The following is a 19,140-nucleotide window of genomic DNA, read 5'->3' as shown; positions in this document are numbered from 1 at the left end:
CTATCTCAGTTTCAGAGTCGAAATCGCCACAAGCGCCAGAATTATGGTGATAATCCAGAACCGGACGATGATTTTCGGCTCCGCTACCCCTTTAAGTTCGAAGTGATGATGAATGGGTGCCATGCGGAAAATCCGCTTGCCCCGGTACTTGTAGGACCCCACCTGAAAGATTACCGACAAGGCCTCGACGACAAACACCCCGCCGACAATGACAAGAAGGATCTCCTGCTTGGTGATAACCGCAAGAATGCCGAGTCCGCCGCCAAGCGAAAGAGACCCCACATCCCCCATGAATACTTCAGCGGGATAGGAGTTGTACCAGAGGAAGCCGATTCCCGCGCCGGCCATTGCTCCGCAAAGTACCGCCAATTCGCCTGCGCCGGGCACGTAGGGGGTTTGTAAATAGCCGGATAGTTTAGCATTGCCGGCAATGTAAGTAAACAGCAGATAGGTGGCAGCGTTGATCGCCACCGGGCCTATTGCCAGACCATCGAGACCATCGGTGAGATTCACTGCATTGCTCGCACCGACAATGACAAGAATGGCAAAGGGGATATAGAAAAAGGAGAGGTCCGGATGAAGCCGCTTGAAGAACGGGAAAGATAGCTCCGTGGAGATATTCACCACAAAGACGAGGAAACAGACCGCCATGCCGGCAATCAGCAGTTGTCCGGCCATCTTCTGCCGTGGCGAGAGCCCCTTGGGGTTTTTCTCCACCACCTTCTTGTAATCGTCGGTAAAGCCGATCAGCCCGTAGCCGACGATTACGAACAGGGTCGTCCAGATATACCTGTTGGTCAGGTCCGCCCACAGCAGCGTCGGAATGACGATCGATGCCAGGATGAGTATCCCCCCCATGGTGGGAGTCCCGGATTTTTTCAGGTGCGATTCGGGGCCGTCGGTGCGAATCACCTGGCGGGCCTGGAGCGCTTCAAGCTTCCGTATCAGCCAGGGCCCCAGAATAAACGAAACAACAAGAGCCGTTATGACGGCATAGATGGTCCTGAACGTCAGATACTTGAAAACGTTGAAGATCCTGAAATCACTCGCCAACGGATAGAGGAGATGGTAGAGCATTAGGCTTTTGCCCCCTTCCCGACGGATACGGCAAAGACGTCCCTGATCTTTTCCGAAACCCGATCCATGGCTAGCCCCCGGGAACCTTTCACGAGAATGAAATCGCCCCCAAGGGCGTTCCTGCGCAAGTCCGCCACGATTGCATCGTGGTTCGTGGCGACAATCACATTATCTTCAGCCAGCCCCCCCTCCAGGGCTCCAGCAGCGACAATACCGGCCATGGACCCCATAACGTAAAGGCGGTCGATGCATGTGGCGGCAAGGAGACCCAACTGGCGGTGGGCTTCTTCGGTACCCTCGCCCAGTTCGAGCATGTCGCCAAGAACCGCCACGGCCCTGTGTCCCTCCCGAATCTCGCGCAGCGTGGTGAGTGCGGCGGCCATCGATGCCGGATTGGCATTGTAGCTGTCGTCGATGAGGACGACTTCTCCCACTTCCTCCAGATTGAACCGCCTGGCATAGGGGGAAAACTCACCCAATCCACTGGCGATTGTCTCCGGCGAAACTCCGAGGACATGGGCAACCGCGGCAGCGGCAAGGGCGTTGGCGATATTATGGCGGCCGAAGGCCCGCAGGGTAACCGGAATCGATGCCGTGGGGAGTCGGAGCATGAACCGCTGCCCCTTCCGGCCGAGATTCTCGACCGCCTCGGCAGTAACATCGGCACTGTGAAGCCCGAAGGAAACGCGGCGGACTCCTTCAGGGGAAGGACACCGGCCAATGAGGGGGTCGTCGGCATTGAACACCGCACAGCCACCCTCTTGCAGCCGCAGGAAAAGCTCTCCCTTGGCCTTTGCCACCCCCTCGACGCTCCCCAGGGTCTCCAGATGGGCCGGATAGGCATTGGTAATGAGTCCGACATCCGGCCGGGCAATTTCCGCAAGCCGGTCGATTTCGCCGAATGCGCTCATCCCGATCTCCAGAACAGCCCATCGATGAGTTTCATTGAAGCGGAAGAGCATCTGGGGAAGGCCCACAAGGTTGTTGAGGTTCCCCTCGGTCTTGAGTCCGGGGCCGGTCTGCTCCAGAATGGCAGCAAGCATCTCCTTGGTGGTGGTCTTCCCGTTACTCCCGGTCACAGCCACCACCGGGACGGCAAAACGCCGCCGGTGAAAAGATGCCAGGTCGCCCAGCGCCTTCAAGGTGTCGTCCACGGAGATGGCAGCAACCCAGGCGGGAAGTTTGTTCCCCTCCAGCCAGCGGCGATCTGCAAGAACGATCCTCACCCCACGGGCGCAGGCGGCTGCAAGATAATCGTGGCCATCGAACCGCTCGCCCCGCAACGGCACAAAAAGCTCATCGGCAGCGACCGTGCGGGAGTCGGTGGAAACTCCGTTCACGCCAGCCGCATCTCCGCCGCCGATCAGGGTGCCCCCCGTTGCCCCACGGATGTCTTCCAGAGCGAATAACACTGTCTACCCCTGCCCCTCTGATGAAATTTGTCCGAATGCTGCGGCCGCTTCTTCCCGATCGTCGAAGTGGTGCTTCACAGTCCCTATGATCTGGTAGTCTTCATGCCCCTTGCCTGCCAGGAGCACGATATCCCCCGGTCTCGCCACGCTGGCGGCCAGCCTGATGGCGTCACGCCTCGATTCCACGGCGACAAATCCTCTGGCATCGAAAGCGGCTGACAGTTCATCGGCAGCATACTCCCTAAGGCCGAGAGGACGGATACCGCCAAGGATTTCGTCAATGATCGCACCGGCATTTTCAGTCCGAGGATTGTCGGAGGTAACGATGGCGAGATTGCTGGAGCGTGCGGCAATCTCCCCCATGACCGGCCGTTTCCCGCGATCCCGGTCGCCGCCGCAACCGAATACGGTAATAATGCGCCCGGTGGCAATCTCAGCCACCGTCTTCAGGACATTTTCCAGAGCATCACCCGTATGGGCATAATCAACCAGTACCGTCACCCCGCGGTCATTATTTACCCGCTCAAGACGGCCCGGCACCCGGACATTGCCTTCTATTCCCTCAAGGATTGCCTTCAGCGGAAGCCCCAGGCCAACGCCTGCCGCCGCAGATGCCAGAATGTTGTACAGGTTAAAACGACCGAGAAGTTGCGAATGGAACGGCGCCGTACCGTTTGGCGTAACCAGGGTTCCGGAAATGCCGTTGACGGAAAAGCTGACATCCTCGGCCCGGACAATAGCTGCGGATGAAAGCCCGTAGCTCACAACAGGCGCCACGGCATCCCCCGCCAGGCGAGCGCCGTAAGGATCGTCGATATTGATTGCGGCAACGCGCCGGGGCTTGCTTGCGTCCGGAGCAAGCAACTCCGTGAACAGGCGCGCTTTGCTCGCGAAGTACGATTCCATGTCCTTGTGGTAGTCCAGATGATCGCGGGTCAGATTCGAGAACACCCCGACATCGAAACGGCATCCGTCAACCCGTCGTTGTTCAAGGGCATGGGAGGATACTTCCATCACCACCCCCCGGGCCCCACCGTCGACCAGTTCGCGGATGGTGCGCTGCAGGTCTACCGATTCGGGAGTTGTGTGGGGAGCAGGGATGATTTGGTCGCCGAAGCGGTAGCTGATGGTCCCGAACACCGCCGCCGGGATACCGGCCCCGGCCATTATTGCCTCAACAAGATACGTCGTGGTTGTTTTCCCGTTTGTTCCGGTAATGCCAACCACGGGAATGCCGTCGGTGGGATCACCGTAGAAGGCGGCTGCAGCGCGAGACATGGCAAGACGTGCGTCATCGGACTTAAGCCAGGTCATACCCTCCGGAGCCCGCGACGGATCATCGAGGACAACGGCAACCGCGCCGCGCTCACGGGCCGCGGCAATGAAGTCGTGGCCGTCGGTCGCCACCCCCCGTAAAGCGAAAAAGAGACCGCCGGGGCGTACCTGCCGCGAATCGCAGCAAAGCCCCTCGATCTCCAGTGCCAGACTGTTTCCGGTTTCTGAGGGATTAATGACCCGTATCAATTCTTCCAGTCGCATAACTCCCCGCTAACACCATTAAGGACAACCATCACCCGACCACCCCATTTATCTTATACTCACGCAGAAGGCGCGAATTTAACCCATACCTGATCGCTCGGCCTGATACGGTAGCCGGGAAGAGGGTTCTGTTCAATGGCACGCCCGCTGCCGTGGAGGCGGACATTGAGCCCCTGTTCTTCCATGATTTTAAGGGTCTGCCGCATGCTCTTGCCCCGGAAGTTCGGCATCACGATCCCCTCGCCTTCCTCTACGATGGCCCCTTCGGCTACCGTGCTCTCATCTTCCGCATCCGGGCTTGCCTCAGCCACAACCGCCTGCGGCTTGCTTCGCACGATCGTGTCGGGCGGCACCTTGAGGTAGCACAGGCTCTGGAGCGCAATGGCACTGAAGGCCGGAGCCGCCACAACGCCGCCATAGGGACTCGTCTTCGGCTCGTCAATCATCACAAGAATGGTTAGGCGGGGCTTGCGGGCCGGAACGAATCCAATGAAAGAAGCGGTACGCTTGCTGGCCGAGTACCCCTTGGTTATGGGGTCAACTTTCTGGGCCGTGCCGGTCTTGCCTGCTACCCGGTACCCCTCGACAGATGCGTTGGTACCGGTTCCGCCGTCAGCCGCCACCCCCTCCAGCATACTTGCCACAGACTTTGCAGTCTCGGGGGACACGACCCTGCGCCGCGCCTGGGGGCCGAAGGTAGTTACCACGTTGCCATCGCTGTCGGTAATCTTTTCAACAAGATAGGGCTTCATGAGAACGCCGCCATTGGCGATGGCCGAAAAGGCCGCGGTCAACTGTACGGAAGAAGCCGTCACCCCCTGGCCGAACGATATGGTGGCAAGATCTATCCCATACCACTGGCTCCACTGCCTCAAGGTTCCGCTTGTCTCGCCGGGAAGATCGATGCCGCTTTTTTCGCCGATGCCGAAGTTCTTCAGATAACTGTATAGCCTCGAAGCACCTAGCTTGCTTCCGATTTTAGCGACCCCGATATTGCTCGAATATTTGAGTATCTCGGCAACGCTTAACCGGCCATATTTGTGAGTGTCGTGAATTGTACGCCCGCCTATGGCGTAACTCCCACCCTCGCAGTTGATTCCGTCGCCCGGACGGACCAGCTTCTCTTCAAGGGCTGCGGCGATAAGAAACGTTTTGAAGGTGGAACCGGGTTCATAACTGTCGGCAACGGCGCGGTTGCGCCATACTGATGAAGCGTAGTCACCATGCGAGTTCAGATTGTATGTCGGGAAATTGGACATTGCCAGCACCCGCCCGGTATTGGGGTCCATAACAATCGCGGTTCCAGCCTTCGCGCCGCTGTTCGTCACGGCCTTAGCCAGTTCTTTCTCTGCAATGTACTGAATGTTCTTGTCGAGGGTCAGGGTAACGTTGTGCCCCATGGCGCCATTCTGGACAACCGTTCCCTTGAGTGCCACATTGCGTCCCAAGGCATCCCGCTCGGTCACCAGATATCCGGTCCCCCCAAGGATGGTCGAATCGTACCGCCGCTCGATCCCCTCAAGCCCCTCCGGATCAAGTCCGGTAAAACCGATTACGTGGGATGCCACCTCCGAATTGGGATAGTAGCGTTTTGTCTCCTTGACGAATCCAATTCCTTCAATATCCAGCTCATGAACCCGCTTTGCCACGTCAGGGGTAAGCCGTCGCTTGAGCCAGACGAAGTTCCTGTTCCCCTGAAGCCTTCTGAACACCGTCTCCTGTGGCATCTCCAGAACCGGCGCCAGACGGGCGGCAGCAGCTCTCAAATCCGCAATCGATTTTGGCTCCGCATAGCAGGAATCCATCTCCACCGACACCGCAAGAGCCGCACCGTTCGTGTCATAGATTGTCCCCCGTGCGGGAGTCAGGGGGATGACCTTCTGGTGCTGCCGGTCAGCAAGTTTCAGAAGGTAGTCTCTGTTGATTACCTGGAGATAAAAAGCACGACAAACCGTCAGCGCAAAGAGGATAACAAAGAACCCCCCAATGAAGCGAATTCGGAGAGTTATCCATTTCTCCGCGTCATACCTCATTTCACTACTACCACCTGCTGATCGGTCGGAAGCGCCATTCCGAGGTCACCCTTGGCCACAGACTCGATCCTGCCCGGCGTTCTGAGGGATGCCACCTCCAGCTGAAGCCGATGCTGCTCTTGCTGGGATTCCTTGAGGAGCTTGGTAGCTTCTGCAATCTCCAGGTTGAGATCAATGACCCGCACCCGTGACCAGACATGGAATACCGACACAAGAGTGAGCAGGACCATGACCCCCAGGATATAAGGGAACATCTCCCCCCTCTGGGCATACATCGCCTCAAGCTTCTTCGGTGCCGCCACCTTGGTAAAATCAGTTCTCGCCTGTGCCATACTCCCTCCACACCTCTTACAGCTTTTCCACTGCCCTTACTTTGGCGCTCCGCGCCCTGGGGTTTGCCGCAACCTCGTCATCCCCCGCCATCACCGGCTTTCCGGTGAGGATACGAACCCGCGGGGTGTTGCCGCACACGCATTGGGGAAGCATTTTCGGGCAGATACACCCTTGGGCGTATTGCCGGAAAACGGTCTTTACTATCCGGTCCTCAAGAGAATGGAATGAAATCACCACCCCCCTCCCTCCCGGTGCCAAAACCTCAATCCCGGCAGCAAGCCCTCTCTCCAGACTCCCAAGCTCGTCATTCACCGCGATGCGGAGAGCCTGGAACGTTCGCGTTGCCGGATGGATGCGCTCTTCCCACGCAGAGCGGGGAATCGCACCCTTTACACAATCCACCAGTTGCAGCGTACTCTCGATGGCCCCTTGCTGCTCCCGCGCCTTGACAATGAACGAGGCAATCCGCTTTGCCCAACGTTCTTCTCCATACTCCCGGATAATCCGGGCAAGCTCGTCAAGGGAAAGCTCGTTAACCAGATCGGCGGCCGTAGCGCCATTCTCCGGATCCATCCGCATATCAAGGGGCGCATCGACCTGGAAACTGAACCCCCGCTCCGCCGTATCAAGCTGATGGGAGGAGACGCCGATATCCAGGAGAAAACCGTCAATGGCATCAATTCCCAGGGCGGCAAGGGACTCGCCCATGGCTGCATAATTCGACCGCACGAACTTTACCCGATCGCCGTAAGGAGCCAGCCGCTCCCGAGCCGCAGCCAGCGCTGCGGGATCCCGGTCAAAACCGATCAGCATGCCATCGGGCGCCGAAGCCTCCAGGATCATCCGGGCGTGTCCGGCACCGCCGAGGGTCCCATCCACATAAATCCCGCCCGGTCGGGGTGCAAGCAGGGAAAGCACTTCCGCCGGAAGAACCGGCAGGTGGCAGAACCCGGCCACTAAAGCCCCAGCTCCGCAACAGCCTCGGAATCCGAGGGGAATGCCTTCATATCATGGGCGCGCACCTTCTCCCATTCAGCCTGGCTCCACACTTCCACCCTCTTCATGGCCCCCACGAACAATATCTCCCGCTCCAGCACCGCGTTCCGGCGCAGATGGGGAGGAACGAGCACCCGGCCGAGCTTGTCGGCGGAGCACTCGACCGCCGGTGCCACTATCGTGCGCATGATGCTGTTGCGCTGGGCGGAAGTGAGACCCTTGCCGTTCAGAAACGACTCCTCGAAAAGAAACCACTCTTTATGGGGGAAAATAAGAAGTCCGGAGCTGTACACCCCTCCCCCCAAGTCAACGGGCACTGAATTGGTGACGAAAAAACGCTCATCGCCAAAACTTTCCACAAGCACATCCCTGAACCTGGCAGGCAGGCTCGTTCGCCCTTTGGCGTCGATGGTTGTCTCGTAGATGCCCCTGAACATTTCCGTCTTCCCCTTGCCACAATTTACCACAATTTACCACTTCGTGGCACAAATCATACCGGCCACCCCATGGGTTGTCAAGGTAAAAGCTGTCAGCAAAGTGTGATTTTTTGTGCATATTTTTCAATATGTTATGAGGAACACACCGACAGCAGAAACTACCGGTTATCTCCCGGTCGATACCGTTACAAGAGGGGTAAAAATCGTGAGTAATTTGCGCCTGTTAAGCAAAACGAAACATCAGGGCAAAACAAAGGTGGGAAAGAGTGGCAAAAAACATGGGGGCTAAAAACACAACGGAGGGGGCAACCGCCCCCTCACTTCTCTTTCTTGCGATCCAGGAGGGAAACCACATTTCCCCCTTTGGCAGGCTCTTTCGTCTGCACCGCAGGGGCAGAGGCAGGGGCTTTCTGGCGGGGTTCGGCAGCGGCAGCATCCCGGAGAACCGGAGAGACCACCTTTTCCAGCCGTACAGGCGTCCCACCCATGGTAAATGGAGCCCCATTGATCTGGGCTTCCTCAAGTATCCAGGTGTATACTTCGAGCGGAACCGTGAGCACCAGGAGCTTGACCCCCCACCAGCCGGGCTTGACATCCGGAGAGACATCCTCGATCCTGGCATAGAAGCCGGGTTTTTCATCTATGTGGACCAGCACCAGGTCGTTGATAGTTGTCGCCATCGTATTACCTTTCCAAAAATCCCAGAACCGACACCCTCAGCGCCGATCCCGCGGAAATAGCGAAGGACTCCTGAAGCACTTCGTAAAGCTTACGGAGTTCCCTTTCACGGCCGTAAAACTCCTCAACCCTCTCCGGCTCCCACATTTTTTCAACCAGATCGCAATTGAAGGTTATGCAGGTAAAGGGGCGCAGAGACGGTTCAATCACACATCCGCAATCTCCGAGAAATGGACAGAGCCCGCTTTCAAAACGGGGCACAGCGATGGGCTCCCCCTCCGCAAGGAATACAAGAATGTCCGCGACGGTCGCATGATACTTCCCCCTCACGCAGCATTCACCACCACATGAAGCACATATGGCCGTGCATTGGCGGTCCTCGGCAAGGCTGTGGAGCTCTCTTCTGGCGTGACGGACGGCGTGCGCCGCGGCATCCACCTCAGCACGGAGCGCAGGAGACATAGCTGCATATCCGTCGGATATGGCAGCAACGGCACGGTCCCATCGCTCGCAGTCGCTCATTGTTCTGGTCATTGTAAAAAATAATTGGCCGAAGCAGGCCATAAGCCGGGTTCTGTTCCCGCATCGGGTTACCCCTCTGCGGACGATGACCATTCCTCTGGGACCGCCGTTACCGACGGCCTCAAGCAGCCAACCCGGAAGCACGGACGGGCCGTCCTTGACGCTTCCCTATTCGGCCTTGCTCCTGGTGGGGTTTACCTGGCATCCGACGTCGCCGCCGGACCCGGTGAGCTCTTACCTCACCCTTTCACCCTTACCCGCCGAAGCGGGCGGACTTCTCTCTGTGGCACTATCCCTGGGGTCACCCCCGCTGGACGTTATCCAGCACCATGCCCTGTGGAGCCCGGACTTTCCTCCCCCCGCACGCGGAGAGCGGCCATCTGTCCTGCTTCGACCAAAACTTGTGTCCCGTAGTAGCTACTGCACGTCCTGACGCAGAAGCAGCATCCGCTGGCAATGCGGGCAGAGTACCAGATTTTCGCTTCTGTAGAGGCTGTTGAAGAGTTGCGGAGGGAGATTCATATTGCAGCCGGAGCAGTTCCCTTCCCGCGCCTCCACGACGGCAATCCCCTGACGCTTTTCGCGCAGAGCCTGGTAACGCTTTACGAGATTTGCAGGAATAGCCTTGGTCGTAGTCTCTTTGCTGACCAGATCGGCGGCGAGTTCCCGGTCTATACGCCCGAGCCCCTCCTGGATCTCCCCCTTGCGGGTGCCCATGTTTTCCTCAAGTGAAGCAAGATCCGCTTCACGGGCAGTGATTTCGGCGGCCAACTCTTCAGCCTGACCGGTTTTCTGGAGAATCTGCTCCTCCAGTTCACCCTTGAGCTTGCGTGCGGCCGAAATCTCCTTAGCTACCGCCTGATACTCCTTCTGGGTCTTGATCTCCTTCTGACGGACCTCGGAACGGGCAATATTTTCCTCCTCAGTGGCCAGGCTCGCTTCAAGCCCCTGCTTCTCTTCTTCGAGAAGCGCCAGTTCACCACGCTTGGCATCCACTAAAAGCCGCGCCTCCTCCACCTGCCGATCAAGCTCCGCCATCTGATCAAGCAGCGACTGCCGCTCACCGTTGCAACCGTCGATTTTCAGGTCGAGCTGTTGCAACTCCTCAAGCAAAAACAAATTCTTACGCACCCAACAACCTCCCTTGAAACAAGTTTTGTACCTTCACGTCAAGCATGGCCATTACCTCCAGGTAAACGGCTCCCGCTCACCCCTGAAGGGAACAACCTCCACATCGAAGCTGCGCGAGGCGAGTTCCGCCTCCAACCTGGCAGCAACACTATCCACCATAATCACCTCGGTCCCGAAATGCCCCCCATCGATGACGGCAACTCCAAGGGCCTCGGCTTCACGGGCCTCGTGATATTTCACGTCACCCGTCACCAGGACATCGGCGCCCTGCCGTTGGGCATCGCGCAGCAGCGACATTCCGCTACCCCCGCAAAGCGCAACTTTTCTGACCACATGGCCGCCGTCGCCCACAAAGCGCACCCCCGCCAGACCGAGACGCTCCTTTACCTTCCCGGCAAAAGCACCAACCGTAGTCTCCTCATCGAGCACGCCTATCCTGCCCAACCCCTGCTCAACCCCTTTATTGACAAGAGGGAATAGGTCGAAGGCCGGTTCCTCATAGGGATGCGCCTTTATCAGAGCCGTCACGGCAGCCGGTATATGCCGCTTTTGCAAAAGCATTTCGATCCGCAACTCATCCACGAATTCCAGTTTACCCACCTGCCCGGCAAACGGTTGCGCCCCCGCAAGGGGTCTGAAGGTACCGGTTCCGGCACACTGAAAAGAACAGTCGCTATATGCACCGATGTTGGCGGTAAAACGCGAAAGAGCCTCCCGCACCTGAACCTCATGCCCCTTTGGAACAAAAACTGCGAGTTTGACGAGGTCCTCAACCGCCATTACGCGCAAGGGCCTGCACTTTCGCACTTCAAGCCGCTGCCCCAGAAGGTCGTTCATCCCGCCATCGGCGATATCGAAATTGGTATGTAAGGAGATTACTGCCAGGGAGTTGCGTGCGGCATCAAGAACAAGACGGCCGGTGGGATCTGAAGAAGAGATTCGCTTGAGGGGGCGAAAGATGAAGGGATGATGGGTCAGAAGAAGCTGGCACCGGCCGGCAATTGCCGCCTCAACCGTATCGGGAGTGCCGTCCAGGGCCACCATGATCCGGTTGACCTCAGAAGCGGGGTCTCCCAACATCAGCCCCACGTTGTCCCACTCTTCCGCAAGGGCCGGTGGCGCGATTTTATTAATTATTCCAACTATATCCGAGACTTTAGGCATAATCATTGGCGGCAAAAGAAAAAGAGTGCCACCCCTAGGGCCGCACTCTTTTTCAAAACAGTATGAATGGTCGCTTTTGACCGGTAATTTCGGGGCATCCCCTGCTTCATCCTGACTAATTTCGGGTGGTGGGCCCACCAGGACTCGAACCTGGGACCGACCGGTTATGAGCCGGTTGCTCTAGCCAACTGAGCTATAGGCCCGAAAATGAAGTTTTCATACTACGCAAAGGCGCAAGACGTGTCAAGGCTTTTTCGCCAGCGGCCGTCCCGGCAAAAGTGAAGGCAAACCGACAAATACAGCCCGCTGCGCCACGGAATTTTCAATATAAATCATACCTTAAAAGCCGGCACTCAAGGGGACCATTGTACAGGACAATCCTGCGGGACGCCTTAAGCCCCACTTCCTTGGCAAGCCCAATACTGCCGGTGAGCACCCACGCAGTGTAACCGGCACAACGTTGCTTAAATGCATCACCCACTTGCCGGTAGAAAGATTTCAGTTGCTCTTCATCACCGAGGCGGCGGCCATAGGGAGGATTCGTGATAATTATCCCCGGAGGTGGTGGCGGAACGAATTCGCGCACATCATGGGGCATGTAGGAGATAAACTGCTCGACACCGGCCCGGCGGCTGTTGCTGCGGGCGACATTCAACACATTTTCCAAACGGTCGCTGCCCCGGAGCGGTACCGCAAGGCTTGTCCGCTCCGATTGGCGGGCCTCATCCACAAGTCGGCGCCAGAGTGAGGCATCAAACGTGGGCCAGCGCTGGAATCCGAAGCCCCCTCGCAGAAGCCCCGGCGCACGGTTCAGCGCCATCAGGGCCGCCTCAACGAGAATCGTCCCGGAACCGCACAGGGGGTCAACCAGAGGGACTGTCCCATCCCAGCCGGCCAGGAGCACCAGGGCCGCCGCCAGGGTCTCCCGCAGCGGCGCCTCCCCAGCCTCTGTCCGGTATCCGCGCCGGTCAAGACTGGTGCCGGAGCTGTCGAGACTTATGGTGCAGCTGTTTCGGGCCAGATGGACGTGCACCAGGAGATCGGGATCCCTGGGATTTACGTTGGGACGCCGGCCGAAGCGATCACGGAGGGTATCAACAATGGCATCTTTGGTCTTCAGCGCCACGAAACCGGAATGGGTGAGGGCCGAGTCGCGGAGTACGCATTCCACGGCAAGGGTCGTGTCGGGAGTGAGGTAACGATCCCAGGCAATCGCCCTGACCCCGTCGTAAAGGCTCTGGGGAGAATCGCAGGGGAATTCGGCCAGAGGAATCAGTATCCGGCTGGCGGTCCTGAGCCAGAGATTGGCCCGATAGCATGCCGACAAGTTGCCCCTGAAGCGGACTCCCCCTTTTTCGACAACAACCCCTTCAAGGCCGATATTGGTCATCTCGCGGGCGAGAACCTCTTCCACTCCCTTGGCGGCAGTGGCAAAGAAGGACTGTTCGCCGGAAAAGGGGCCTTGCACCGCTTTTCTCCTTATGATCATAAAAAAGCATCCTCAGCCAGAACGGCATCAATTGCGGCGACCCCATCCAGGGCGCCACAGGAAATAGAGAGATTAGGAGCCCGGATCTGGGACTCCCGCGGATTGATCCGCACGGCCATCGCTCCGCGACGGGATCCGAGGTCTTCGGTAAGGTAGCGGATGGTCGGGATGGCGGTGCCGGCCCCCATCTCCACCACTACCAGACGGCGCCCCCCGATATCGGAGAGAAACTCGTCGAAATTGCGCTGCTGGCCGGCCGTGCGGTCGCTTATCCAGCCATAGTCGCCGAACATGAGAATGTTGGGGCGGGATACGTCACCGCAATGGATGCAGCGGGGGACGTGCCCGGCCCGCATGGTCGCCTCGTCCACCGGAATGGTCTCCCGGTTCTCCCATATGGCCATGGTGCAAGGCCTAGTACACTGAAGGTGATGAATGGAACCATGCACTTCCATTATCCGGTCTCCGGCGAATCCGGCCTTCTGGAACTGGCCGTCCACGTTGGAGGTGATAACGAAATAATCGAGCCGGAACCGTTCGACCCACCCCTTGAGGATGCCGAAACCGGCATGGGGAACCGTTTCACGGTAAAGGTTTGTCCGGTGGCCGTAAAATCCCCACGCAAAGGCCGGGTCGCGCTCGAAGTGCTCCGGGTTCGCGGCTCCAACGAAGGTTATACCGAGCTTCCAGTAGGGGGGATATGCCTCCCAGAACCCGGTGTCGCCGCGGAAGTCGGGAAGTCCGGAATCGACCCCCATGCCGGCTCCGGCCGTAATCACCATGGCATCGGCATGCTTCACCGCCTCGGCGGCGGCACGGAATCTTTCCTGCAAATCCATGGCAACTCCTCAGATGGCAACCCGCACAAGGGTGGGGTCGAGAAGCTTCACCGCGTCGCGGGGGTCCATCTCCACGAGATACCCCCGTTTACCGCCATTGATGTAGATGCGCGGCAGGTCAAGAATCGTCTCCTCCAGACAGACCGGCATCCGGCGGCGGGTCCCGAAGGGAGAAGTCCCCCCCACGAGGTACCCCGTGTGCCTCTGGGCCGTTTCCGGAGTGCAGGGGGAGATGGCCTTCACGCCGAGCACACGGGCCAGTTCCTTGGTGGAAACCTGGCGGTCGCCATGCATCAGGACGATCAGCGGGTTCTTCGCCTCGTCCTCCATAATGAGGGTTTTCACCACGGCGTGCTCATCCACCCCCAACTCCCGGGAGGAAACGGCGGTACCCCCCTTTTCCTCATAGGCATAGAGGCGGTCGGCGAACGGAACCTGCGCGGCCCGCAGAGCCCGTACCGCCGCCGTAACCGGCGCCTTGCTCTCCTTTGCCATAAATCCTCACAGGAAAATATGAAAAGCCGCGCCGGATGCCGACGCGGCTTTCATTATTGCGATTCGAGAATCCTATTCAACAAAGCTTTTCAGCTTCTTTGCCCGGCTCGGATGCCGAAGCTTGCGCAGTGCCTTGGCCTCGATCTGACGAATCCGTTCCCGGGTAACCTCGAAATCCTGCCCCACTTCCTCAAGGGTGTGATCGCTCTTTTCTCCAATGCCGAAGCGCATCCGCAGCACCTTTTCCTCACGGGGGGTCAGGGTGGAAAGAACGCGGGATGTCTGCTCCGACAGATTGGCCTTGATGACCGCCTCCAGGGGAGAAACAACCCCCTTGTCCTCGATGAAATCGCCCAGATGCGAATCTTCTTCTTCACCGATGGGAGTTTCGAGTGAGATGGGCTCCTTTGCAATCTTGAGGACCTTGCGCACCTTGTCCAGGGGGAGACTCATCCTTTCGGCAATCTCCTCGGGCGACGGCTCGCGGCCGATCTCCTGCACCAGCTGGCGGCTGGTCCGGATCAGCTTGTTGATGGTCTCGATCATGTGAACCGGAATCCGGATGGTCCGTGCCTGGTCTGCAATGGCCCTGGTTATGGCCTGGCGAATCCACCACGTTGCGTAGGTGGAAAACTTGTAACCCCGCTGGTATTCGAACTTGTCCACGGCCTTCATGAGACCGATGTTCCCCTCTTGGATGAGATCCAGGAACTGGAGGCCACGGTTGGTGTACTTCTTGGCGATGGAAACGACCAGCCGCAGGTTGGCCTCCACAAGCTCCGACTTGGCCAGCTTCGCCTTGGCCTCGCCACGGTCGATGGCATGGAGCGCCTCGGAAAGCTCCTGGGCCTTGAAGCCCGACTCATGCTCCAGCTTTTTGAGCTTCTTCTCGGCGGCACGAATCTTCTTCTCGAGCTTCTGTGCCTCCTCAATGCTCACCTTGAGCCCCTTGACCTTTTCATCACCCTTGGCAACCATATCCTTGAGACGCTCAGCATTGATGCCGGCTTCGGCCTCAACTCCGGCAATCTCAGCCAGAATGGCCTCAACCTTGCCGGAAAGCTCCTTGAGCCGCTGGGCAATCTTGGTTATATGGCGATCTTTCAGCCGGAGGGATTTCACAAGCTCGGCAAGATTATCCCTGATTTCTTTCTGCTCTGCGAGGAGCTCTTTTTGCCGTTTTGCAGCAACGCCCTCGGCATCAAGCTCCTCGGTAATGGCCTCCACCCTGACGTCAAGCTCGTGTATACCGTCTATGATGGCCAGCACCCGGGTCGTCTGGACGTCTTCCTCGTCCTCCTCAAGCTCCTCTTCCTCAACTTCCTTGCTGATTTCAGCCGCGCTTACCTGAAATTTGCGGAGCTTTTCACCAAGAGCAATGATCTCCTTTACAGTGATGGGTGTCGTGAGTATGACGCGGGCTATATCGCGCTCGCCCTCTTCAATCCGCTTGGCAATCTCTACTTCGCCTTCCCTGGTAAGAAGGGAAACGGAGCCCATCTCCCGCAGGTACATCCGGACAGGGTCGCTCGTGCGGCCCAAAACACCCGGCTCGTACTCATGCTCCTCCTGCTCCCCCTCCATTTCCTCTTCCTCTTCCAGGTCGAGCTTCATCTTGGGGATCTTGACTTTTTGGGACGAATCGACGAGATCGATATCCATCTCGCCAAACATGCTCATAACATCATCAATCTGTTCCGTTGAGAAGTCGGGAGGCAGCACGTCGTTGACCTCGTCATAGGTAAGGAACCCCTTCTCCTTGCCGATGTCCACCAGCTGCTGTTTGACTTCGTCCGAACTTTTCTTGGCCATCAAATTCACCTCATTGCATGTTGTTCTATTAAGATAACTGTGATTTCCTGTTTCGCAAGGCATCAATCTCTGCCAAAAGCTCCCGGTACCGCGGCACATCGGGGTCGGTCGCCGCCAATTCCCGGGCCAGCTCCTTCACCCGTCCGAGCGAATTGCGCTCAAGAGCGGCGCAACACTGCTCAAAGGCCTTGTGAACATCAACGTCGACCAAGTGCTCGTCGTTGACAAGAAACGCAGCGAGGCGTCCCCGCTCCTCCGGCCCATCGACCAGTTCGAGGATCTCCCCCCACTCAACCTGCTTCCCGGCTCCGGCAAACTCCAGAATTGCTCCGGCCGCGGGGAGCAGCCGTTCGCTGAAAATGCGCCCCAACCCATGATTCTTGACCATCACGGCTACTTCGGGATAACGGCCCATGAGCGAAAGAAGCATCTCCTCGGGGTCCGCTCCGCGCTGTCGCCTGACCTGCGCGGCGCCACGGTGAGTTGCGGGAGCTACGGAGCTCCCGGAGCCGCCAATCCTGCGCACGAGCGAACGGGGGTCAACGCCGAGGACACGGGACATCTCCCGGACGTAAAGCTCCCGTTCTATGTCATTGCCAACCTTTGCGAGCCGCGGGGCAAGCTCATCGACAATCTTCACCTTCCCCTCGACGGTGGCCGTCCCTTCATCCCGCACCAGTTGCCGGAAGAAATAGTCAAGTCCCGACCGGGCCCTGGCAAGGCGGGAAGAGAACGCTTCACTCCCTTCCTTCCGGATGAAGCTGTCCGGGTCCTCCCCGGCGGTCAGCTCAACAACATGAACGGGAAAACCGGCATCAAGGCAAAGGTCCATGGCTCGGAGCGTCGCCTTGTTCCCGGCTCCGTCTGCATCGAAGAGGGTATAGACTTTCCCCGCATAGCGTTTCAGAAGCTTGATATGACCTTCGGTCATGGCTGTGCCACAGGTGGCGACAACATTCCTGACCCCGGCCTGATAGAGGGCCAGGTGGTCAAAATAGCCTTCGACAACAATGGCGGTCCCCATCTCCCTCATGGCGCCCTTCGCAAGAGAAACGCCGAAAAGGACTTCACTCTTGCGGTAAATGGGAGATTCGGGGGAATTGATATATTTCGGCAGCGAGTCGTCGAGCACCCTGCCGCCGAACCCGATGGCCCGGCCGTGGATGTCGGCAATCGTAAAGAGGAGCCGGTTGCGGAACGTGTCGTAAAATCCCCCCCCATCCCGGCGCCTAACGAGCCCGAGCTTTTCCGCCAAATCCAGCGAGACGGAACGGTGCTGCAGGTGCCGGGTAAGGTAGTCCCAACGATCGGGAGCAAAACCGAGACGATACGCCTCTGCCATAGCGCCGTCCACACCTCGCCCTTCCAGATAGCGTCGCGCCGCCCCCCCCTCTTCGCTTCGCTCAAGGGCCTCGCGATAGAGTCCGACCGCCAGCTCCATGACACCGTAAAGCTCTTCCCGCTCGTCCTGACGCCGCTTCTCCGCCGGAGACACGGGGCGATCCTCTATCTCGATTCCCACCCGCTTGGCAAGAAACTTTACCGCTTCAGGAAAAGAAAGCCCCTCCATCTTGGCAATGAAGGTGACCACATTCCCCCCAACGCCGCAACCGAAGCAATGAAAGATTCCCCGCGCCGGATTCACGTTGAAGGAAGGGGTCTTTTCACCGTGAAAGGGACAAAGTCCCTGGTAGTTGGCCCCGGACTTGCGCAGGCTCACGTAGTCGGAAACCACGTCCAGAATCGACGCCCGTTCGCGAACCTCTCTGATCTTATCGTCGGGGATCAATGACATCTTTAACCCGAATATTTCCAGCCGCTCTTTTCCTCGCGGCTTGTTCCCGCCAACCTACCACGATATCCTTGCCGCAATTGCCAAGCACCCGGGCTGTGCCGGAAGCGGGTATCATGCTCCTTATCCCCTGGGGAACCGGAGGGAACGTCGCCAGATAGAGAACGATCCCGAGAAAAAGAGCTCCTTGCAGGAGTCCAAAGACGACTCCGCCGGCACGGTTTACCCCCCCGAGGAGGGCAATTTTCAGAACTACGGTAAGAAAGTGGCCGATGAGGGTGAAGAGGAGGCCGATCGCCAGGAGGATGCAGAGAAACGCCGCAACCGACACCACCCGGGGAGGAAGATGGATCAGATCCCCCAGGACAGCACCTGCGGACAGATAATAGGTAAAGGCTGCCCATCCCCCCAGGACCAATCCCAGGAGAGAACAGACTTCGCGTACAAAACCCTTCATGAACCCCTTTGCCGCAAAACCCAGCAAAACGATCCAGAGCAGTATGTCGAGAAGGCTCATGCCGAACTCGTAGTCCCGTCAGGGCAAAAGAAGAAGGGGCAATTCAGAGAATCGCCCCTATAACTCATCAATTGTATTGTGCGGGCAGGGTAAAAACAAACTCTAAGCAAGCTTTTCCTTAACAACGGCACTAACGATAGAACCGTCTGCCCTGCCTGCCACATGGGGCATGATGGCCTTCATGACCTTCCCCATGTCCTTGGGCCCCTGGGCGCCGCAGTCAGCGACAACCTTTGCGACCAGCGACTCAACTTCTTCACGGGTAAGCTGTTGCGGGAGAAAGGTGAGGAGCACTGCAAGCTCCTTCTCTTCCTTCTCGACGAGGTCGGTCCGGCCGGCTTCTCCGAACATCCGGATTGACTCGCGACGTTGCTTGACGAGCGTAGAGATAACTTCGATTATCTCCCCATCGGCAAGTTCGTGACGAGATTCAATCTCACGGTTTTTAACTGAAGAACGAATAAGGCGAATAACGGATAGCCGTATATCGTCACGGGCCTTCATGGCCCCTTTCATCTCTTCGGTCAACCTGTCCCGCAGCATAGATACCCCTGCTTAATCCATCATCTTGCGCTGCTTTTTCATGGCACGCTTGCGCGCGGCAATGGCCTTTTTCTTCTTCTTGATGCTCGGCTTCTCGTAGTGCTCGCGCTTACGGACTTCGGAGAGTATCCCCGCCTTCTCGCACTGTTTCTTGAATTTCTTCAGTGCAAGCTCAAAAGGCTCAGCTTCTTTTACCTTGACACCCGGCATTCATATTCCCCTCCCTCCTCTATGTAAAGTGGCCACTGGGGCTTTATAGAAGAATTTATCGTGGGCCGGATATTTTTTTACAGACCATGCATAATAACACCAGTCCTGCCTATGTCAACTT

General features: G+C 58.0%; 19 protein-coding genes, 1 tRNA gene and 1 other RNA gene. All 21 read right to left on the bottom strand.

Annotated features, from left to right (window positions below; genetic code table 11):
* Complete coding sequence (mraY, locus tag JZM60_RS07725) at nt 1-1,077, bottom strand: phospho-N-acetylmuramoyl-pentapeptide-transferase (RefSeq protein ID WP_207165100.1); 1,077 nt, start codon at nt 1,075-1,077, stop codon at nt 1-3.
* A complete protein-coding gene (locus JZM60_RS07720; protein ID WP_207165098.1) occupies nt 1,077-2,489 on the bottom strand; it encodes a UDP-N-acetylmuramoyl-tripeptide--D-alanyl-D-alanine ligase in 1,413 nt (470 codons plus the stop codon). The genes mraY and JZM60_RS07720 overlap by 1 nt, the downstream gene beginning before the upstream one ends.
* A 3-nt stretch (nt 2,490-2,492) precedes the next feature.
* Nucleotides 2,493-4,028 (bottom strand): UDP-N-acetylmuramoyl-L-alanyl-D-glutamate--2,6-diaminopimelate ligase, encoded by a 1,536-nt coding sequence (locus JZM60_RS07715; protein ID WP_207165096.1) that lies wholly within the window; start codon nt 4,026-4,028, stop codon nt 2,493-2,495.
* Between the two features lie 59 nt (nt 4,029-4,087).
* A complete protein-coding gene (locus JZM60_RS07710) occupies nt 4,088-6,061 on the bottom strand; it encodes a penicillin-binding protein (protein ID WP_207165094.1) in 1,974 nt (657 codons plus the stop codon).
* Complete coding sequence (ftsL, locus tag JZM60_RS07705; RefSeq protein ID WP_207165092.1) at nt 6,058-6,393, bottom strand: cell division protein FtsL; 336 nt, start codon at nt 6,391-6,393, stop codon at nt 6,058-6,060. The genes JZM60_RS07710 and ftsL overlap by 4 nt, the downstream gene beginning before the upstream one ends.
* A 16-nt stretch (nt 6,394-6,409) precedes the next feature.
* Complete coding sequence (gene rsmH, locus JZM60_RS07700; RefSeq protein ID WP_207165090.1) at nt 6,410-7,351, bottom strand: 16S rRNA (cytosine(1402)-N(4))-methyltransferase RsmH; 942 nt, start codon at nt 7,349-7,351, stop codon at nt 6,410-6,412.
* Nucleotides 7,351-7,827, bottom strand: coding sequence for a division/cell wall cluster transcriptional repressor MraZ (gene mraZ, locus JZM60_RS07695; protein ID WP_207165535.1), 477 nt, complete (start codon nt 7,825-7,827; stop codon nt 7,351-7,353). Before mraZ ends, rsmH begins: the two co-directional genes overlap by 1 nt.
* Before the next feature lie 317 nt (nt 7,828-8,144).
* Complete coding sequence (locus tag JZM60_RS07690; RefSeq protein WP_207165088.1) at nt 8,145-8,507, bottom strand: hypothetical protein; 363 nt, start codon at nt 8,505-8,507, stop codon at nt 8,145-8,147.
* 4 nt (nt 8,508-8,511) lie between these two features.
* A complete protein-coding gene (locus JZM60_RS07685; RefSeq protein ID WP_241426406.1) occupies nt 8,512-9,039 on the bottom strand; it encodes a hypothetical protein in 528 nt (175 codons plus the stop codon).
* 14 nt (nt 9,040-9,053) lie between these two features.
* Nucleotides 9,054-9,419, bottom strand: an RNA gene (rnpB, locus tag JZM60_RS07680) — RNase P RNA component class A.
* A gap of 25 nt (nt 9,420-9,444) precedes the next feature.
* The gene (locus JZM60_RS07675) at nt 9,445-10,158 is read right to left on the bottom strand and encodes a zinc ribbon domain-containing protein (protein WP_207165086.1); all 714 of its coding nucleotides are present in this window, start codon (nt 10,156-10,158) and stop codon (nt 9,445-9,447) included.
* A 51-nt stretch (nt 10,159-10,209) separates the two neighbouring features.
* Complete coding sequence (locus JZM60_RS07670; protein ID WP_207165084.1) at nt 10,210-11,328, bottom strand: Nif3-like dinuclear metal center hexameric protein; 1,119 nt, start codon at nt 11,326-11,328, stop codon at nt 10,210-10,212.
* Between the two features lie 120 nt (nt 11,329-11,448).
* Nucleotides 11,449-11,525 (bottom strand) — tRNA-Ile (locus JZM60_RS07665).
* A 119-nt stretch (nt 11,526-11,644) separates the two neighbouring features.
* Complete coding sequence (locus JZM60_RS07660) at nt 11,645-12,811, bottom strand: THUMP domain-containing class I SAM-dependent RNA methyltransferase (RefSeq protein ID WP_207165082.1); 1,167 nt, start codon at nt 12,809-12,811, stop codon at nt 11,645-11,647.
* A complete protein-coding gene (locus JZM60_RS07655; RefSeq protein ID WP_207165080.1) occupies nt 12,808-13,650 on the bottom strand; it encodes an SIR2 family NAD-dependent protein deacylase in 843 nt (280 codons plus the stop codon). Before JZM60_RS07655 ends, JZM60_RS07660 begins: the two co-directional genes overlap by 4 nt.
* A 9-nt stretch (nt 13,651-13,659) precedes the next feature.
* Nucleotides 13,660-14,145 carry a Cys-tRNA(Pro) deacylase gene (ybaK, locus tag JZM60_RS07650; RefSeq protein WP_207165078.1) on the bottom strand — a complete coding sequence of 162 codons (486 nt, stop codon included), beginning with the start codon at nt 14,143-14,145 and terminating at the stop codon, nt 13,660-13,662.
* Between the two features lie 72 nt (nt 14,146-14,217).
* Nucleotides 14,218-15,957: an RNA polymerase sigma factor RpoD gene (rpoD, locus tag JZM60_RS07645; RefSeq protein ID WP_207165076.1), complete on the bottom strand. Its 1,740-nt coding sequence runs from the start codon at nt 15,955-15,957 to the stop codon at nt 14,218-14,220.
* A gap of 28 nt (nt 15,958-15,985) precedes the next feature.
* Nucleotides 15,986-17,752, bottom strand: a complete 1,767-nt coding sequence (gene dnaG / locus JZM60_RS07640) for a DNA primase (protein ID WP_207165073.1) — start codon at nt 17,750-17,752, stop codon at nt 15,986-15,988.
* Nucleotides 17,730-18,266 carry a CvpA family protein gene (locus JZM60_RS07635; protein ID WP_207165071.1) on the bottom strand — a complete coding sequence of 179 codons (537 nt, stop codon included), beginning with the start codon at nt 18,264-18,266 and terminating at the stop codon, nt 17,730-17,732. Before JZM60_RS07635 ends, dnaG begins: the two co-directional genes overlap by 23 nt.
* 102 nt (nt 18,267-18,368) lie before the next feature.
* Complete coding sequence (locus JZM60_RS07630) at nt 18,369-18,809, bottom strand: GatB/YqeY domain-containing protein (RefSeq protein WP_207165069.1); 441 nt, start codon at nt 18,807-18,809, stop codon at nt 18,369-18,371.
* 12 nt (nt 18,810-18,821) lie between these two features.
* Nucleotides 18,822-19,019: a 30S ribosomal protein S21 gene (gene rpsU / locus JZM60_RS07625; protein ID WP_004512363.1), complete on the bottom strand. Its 198-nt coding sequence runs from the start codon at nt 19,017-19,019 to the stop codon at nt 18,822-18,824.
* Nucleotides 19,020-19,140 lie beyond the last annotated feature (121 nt).

This window comes from Geobacter benzoatilyticus, from assembly GCF_017338855.1.
GTDB lineage: Bacteria > Desulfobacterota > Desulfuromonadia > Geobacterales > Geobacteraceae > Geobacter > Geobacter benzoatilyticus.
The sequence above is the reverse complement of the archived record's forward strand: the minus strand, read 5'-3'. Positions and strand labels throughout refer to the sequence as shown.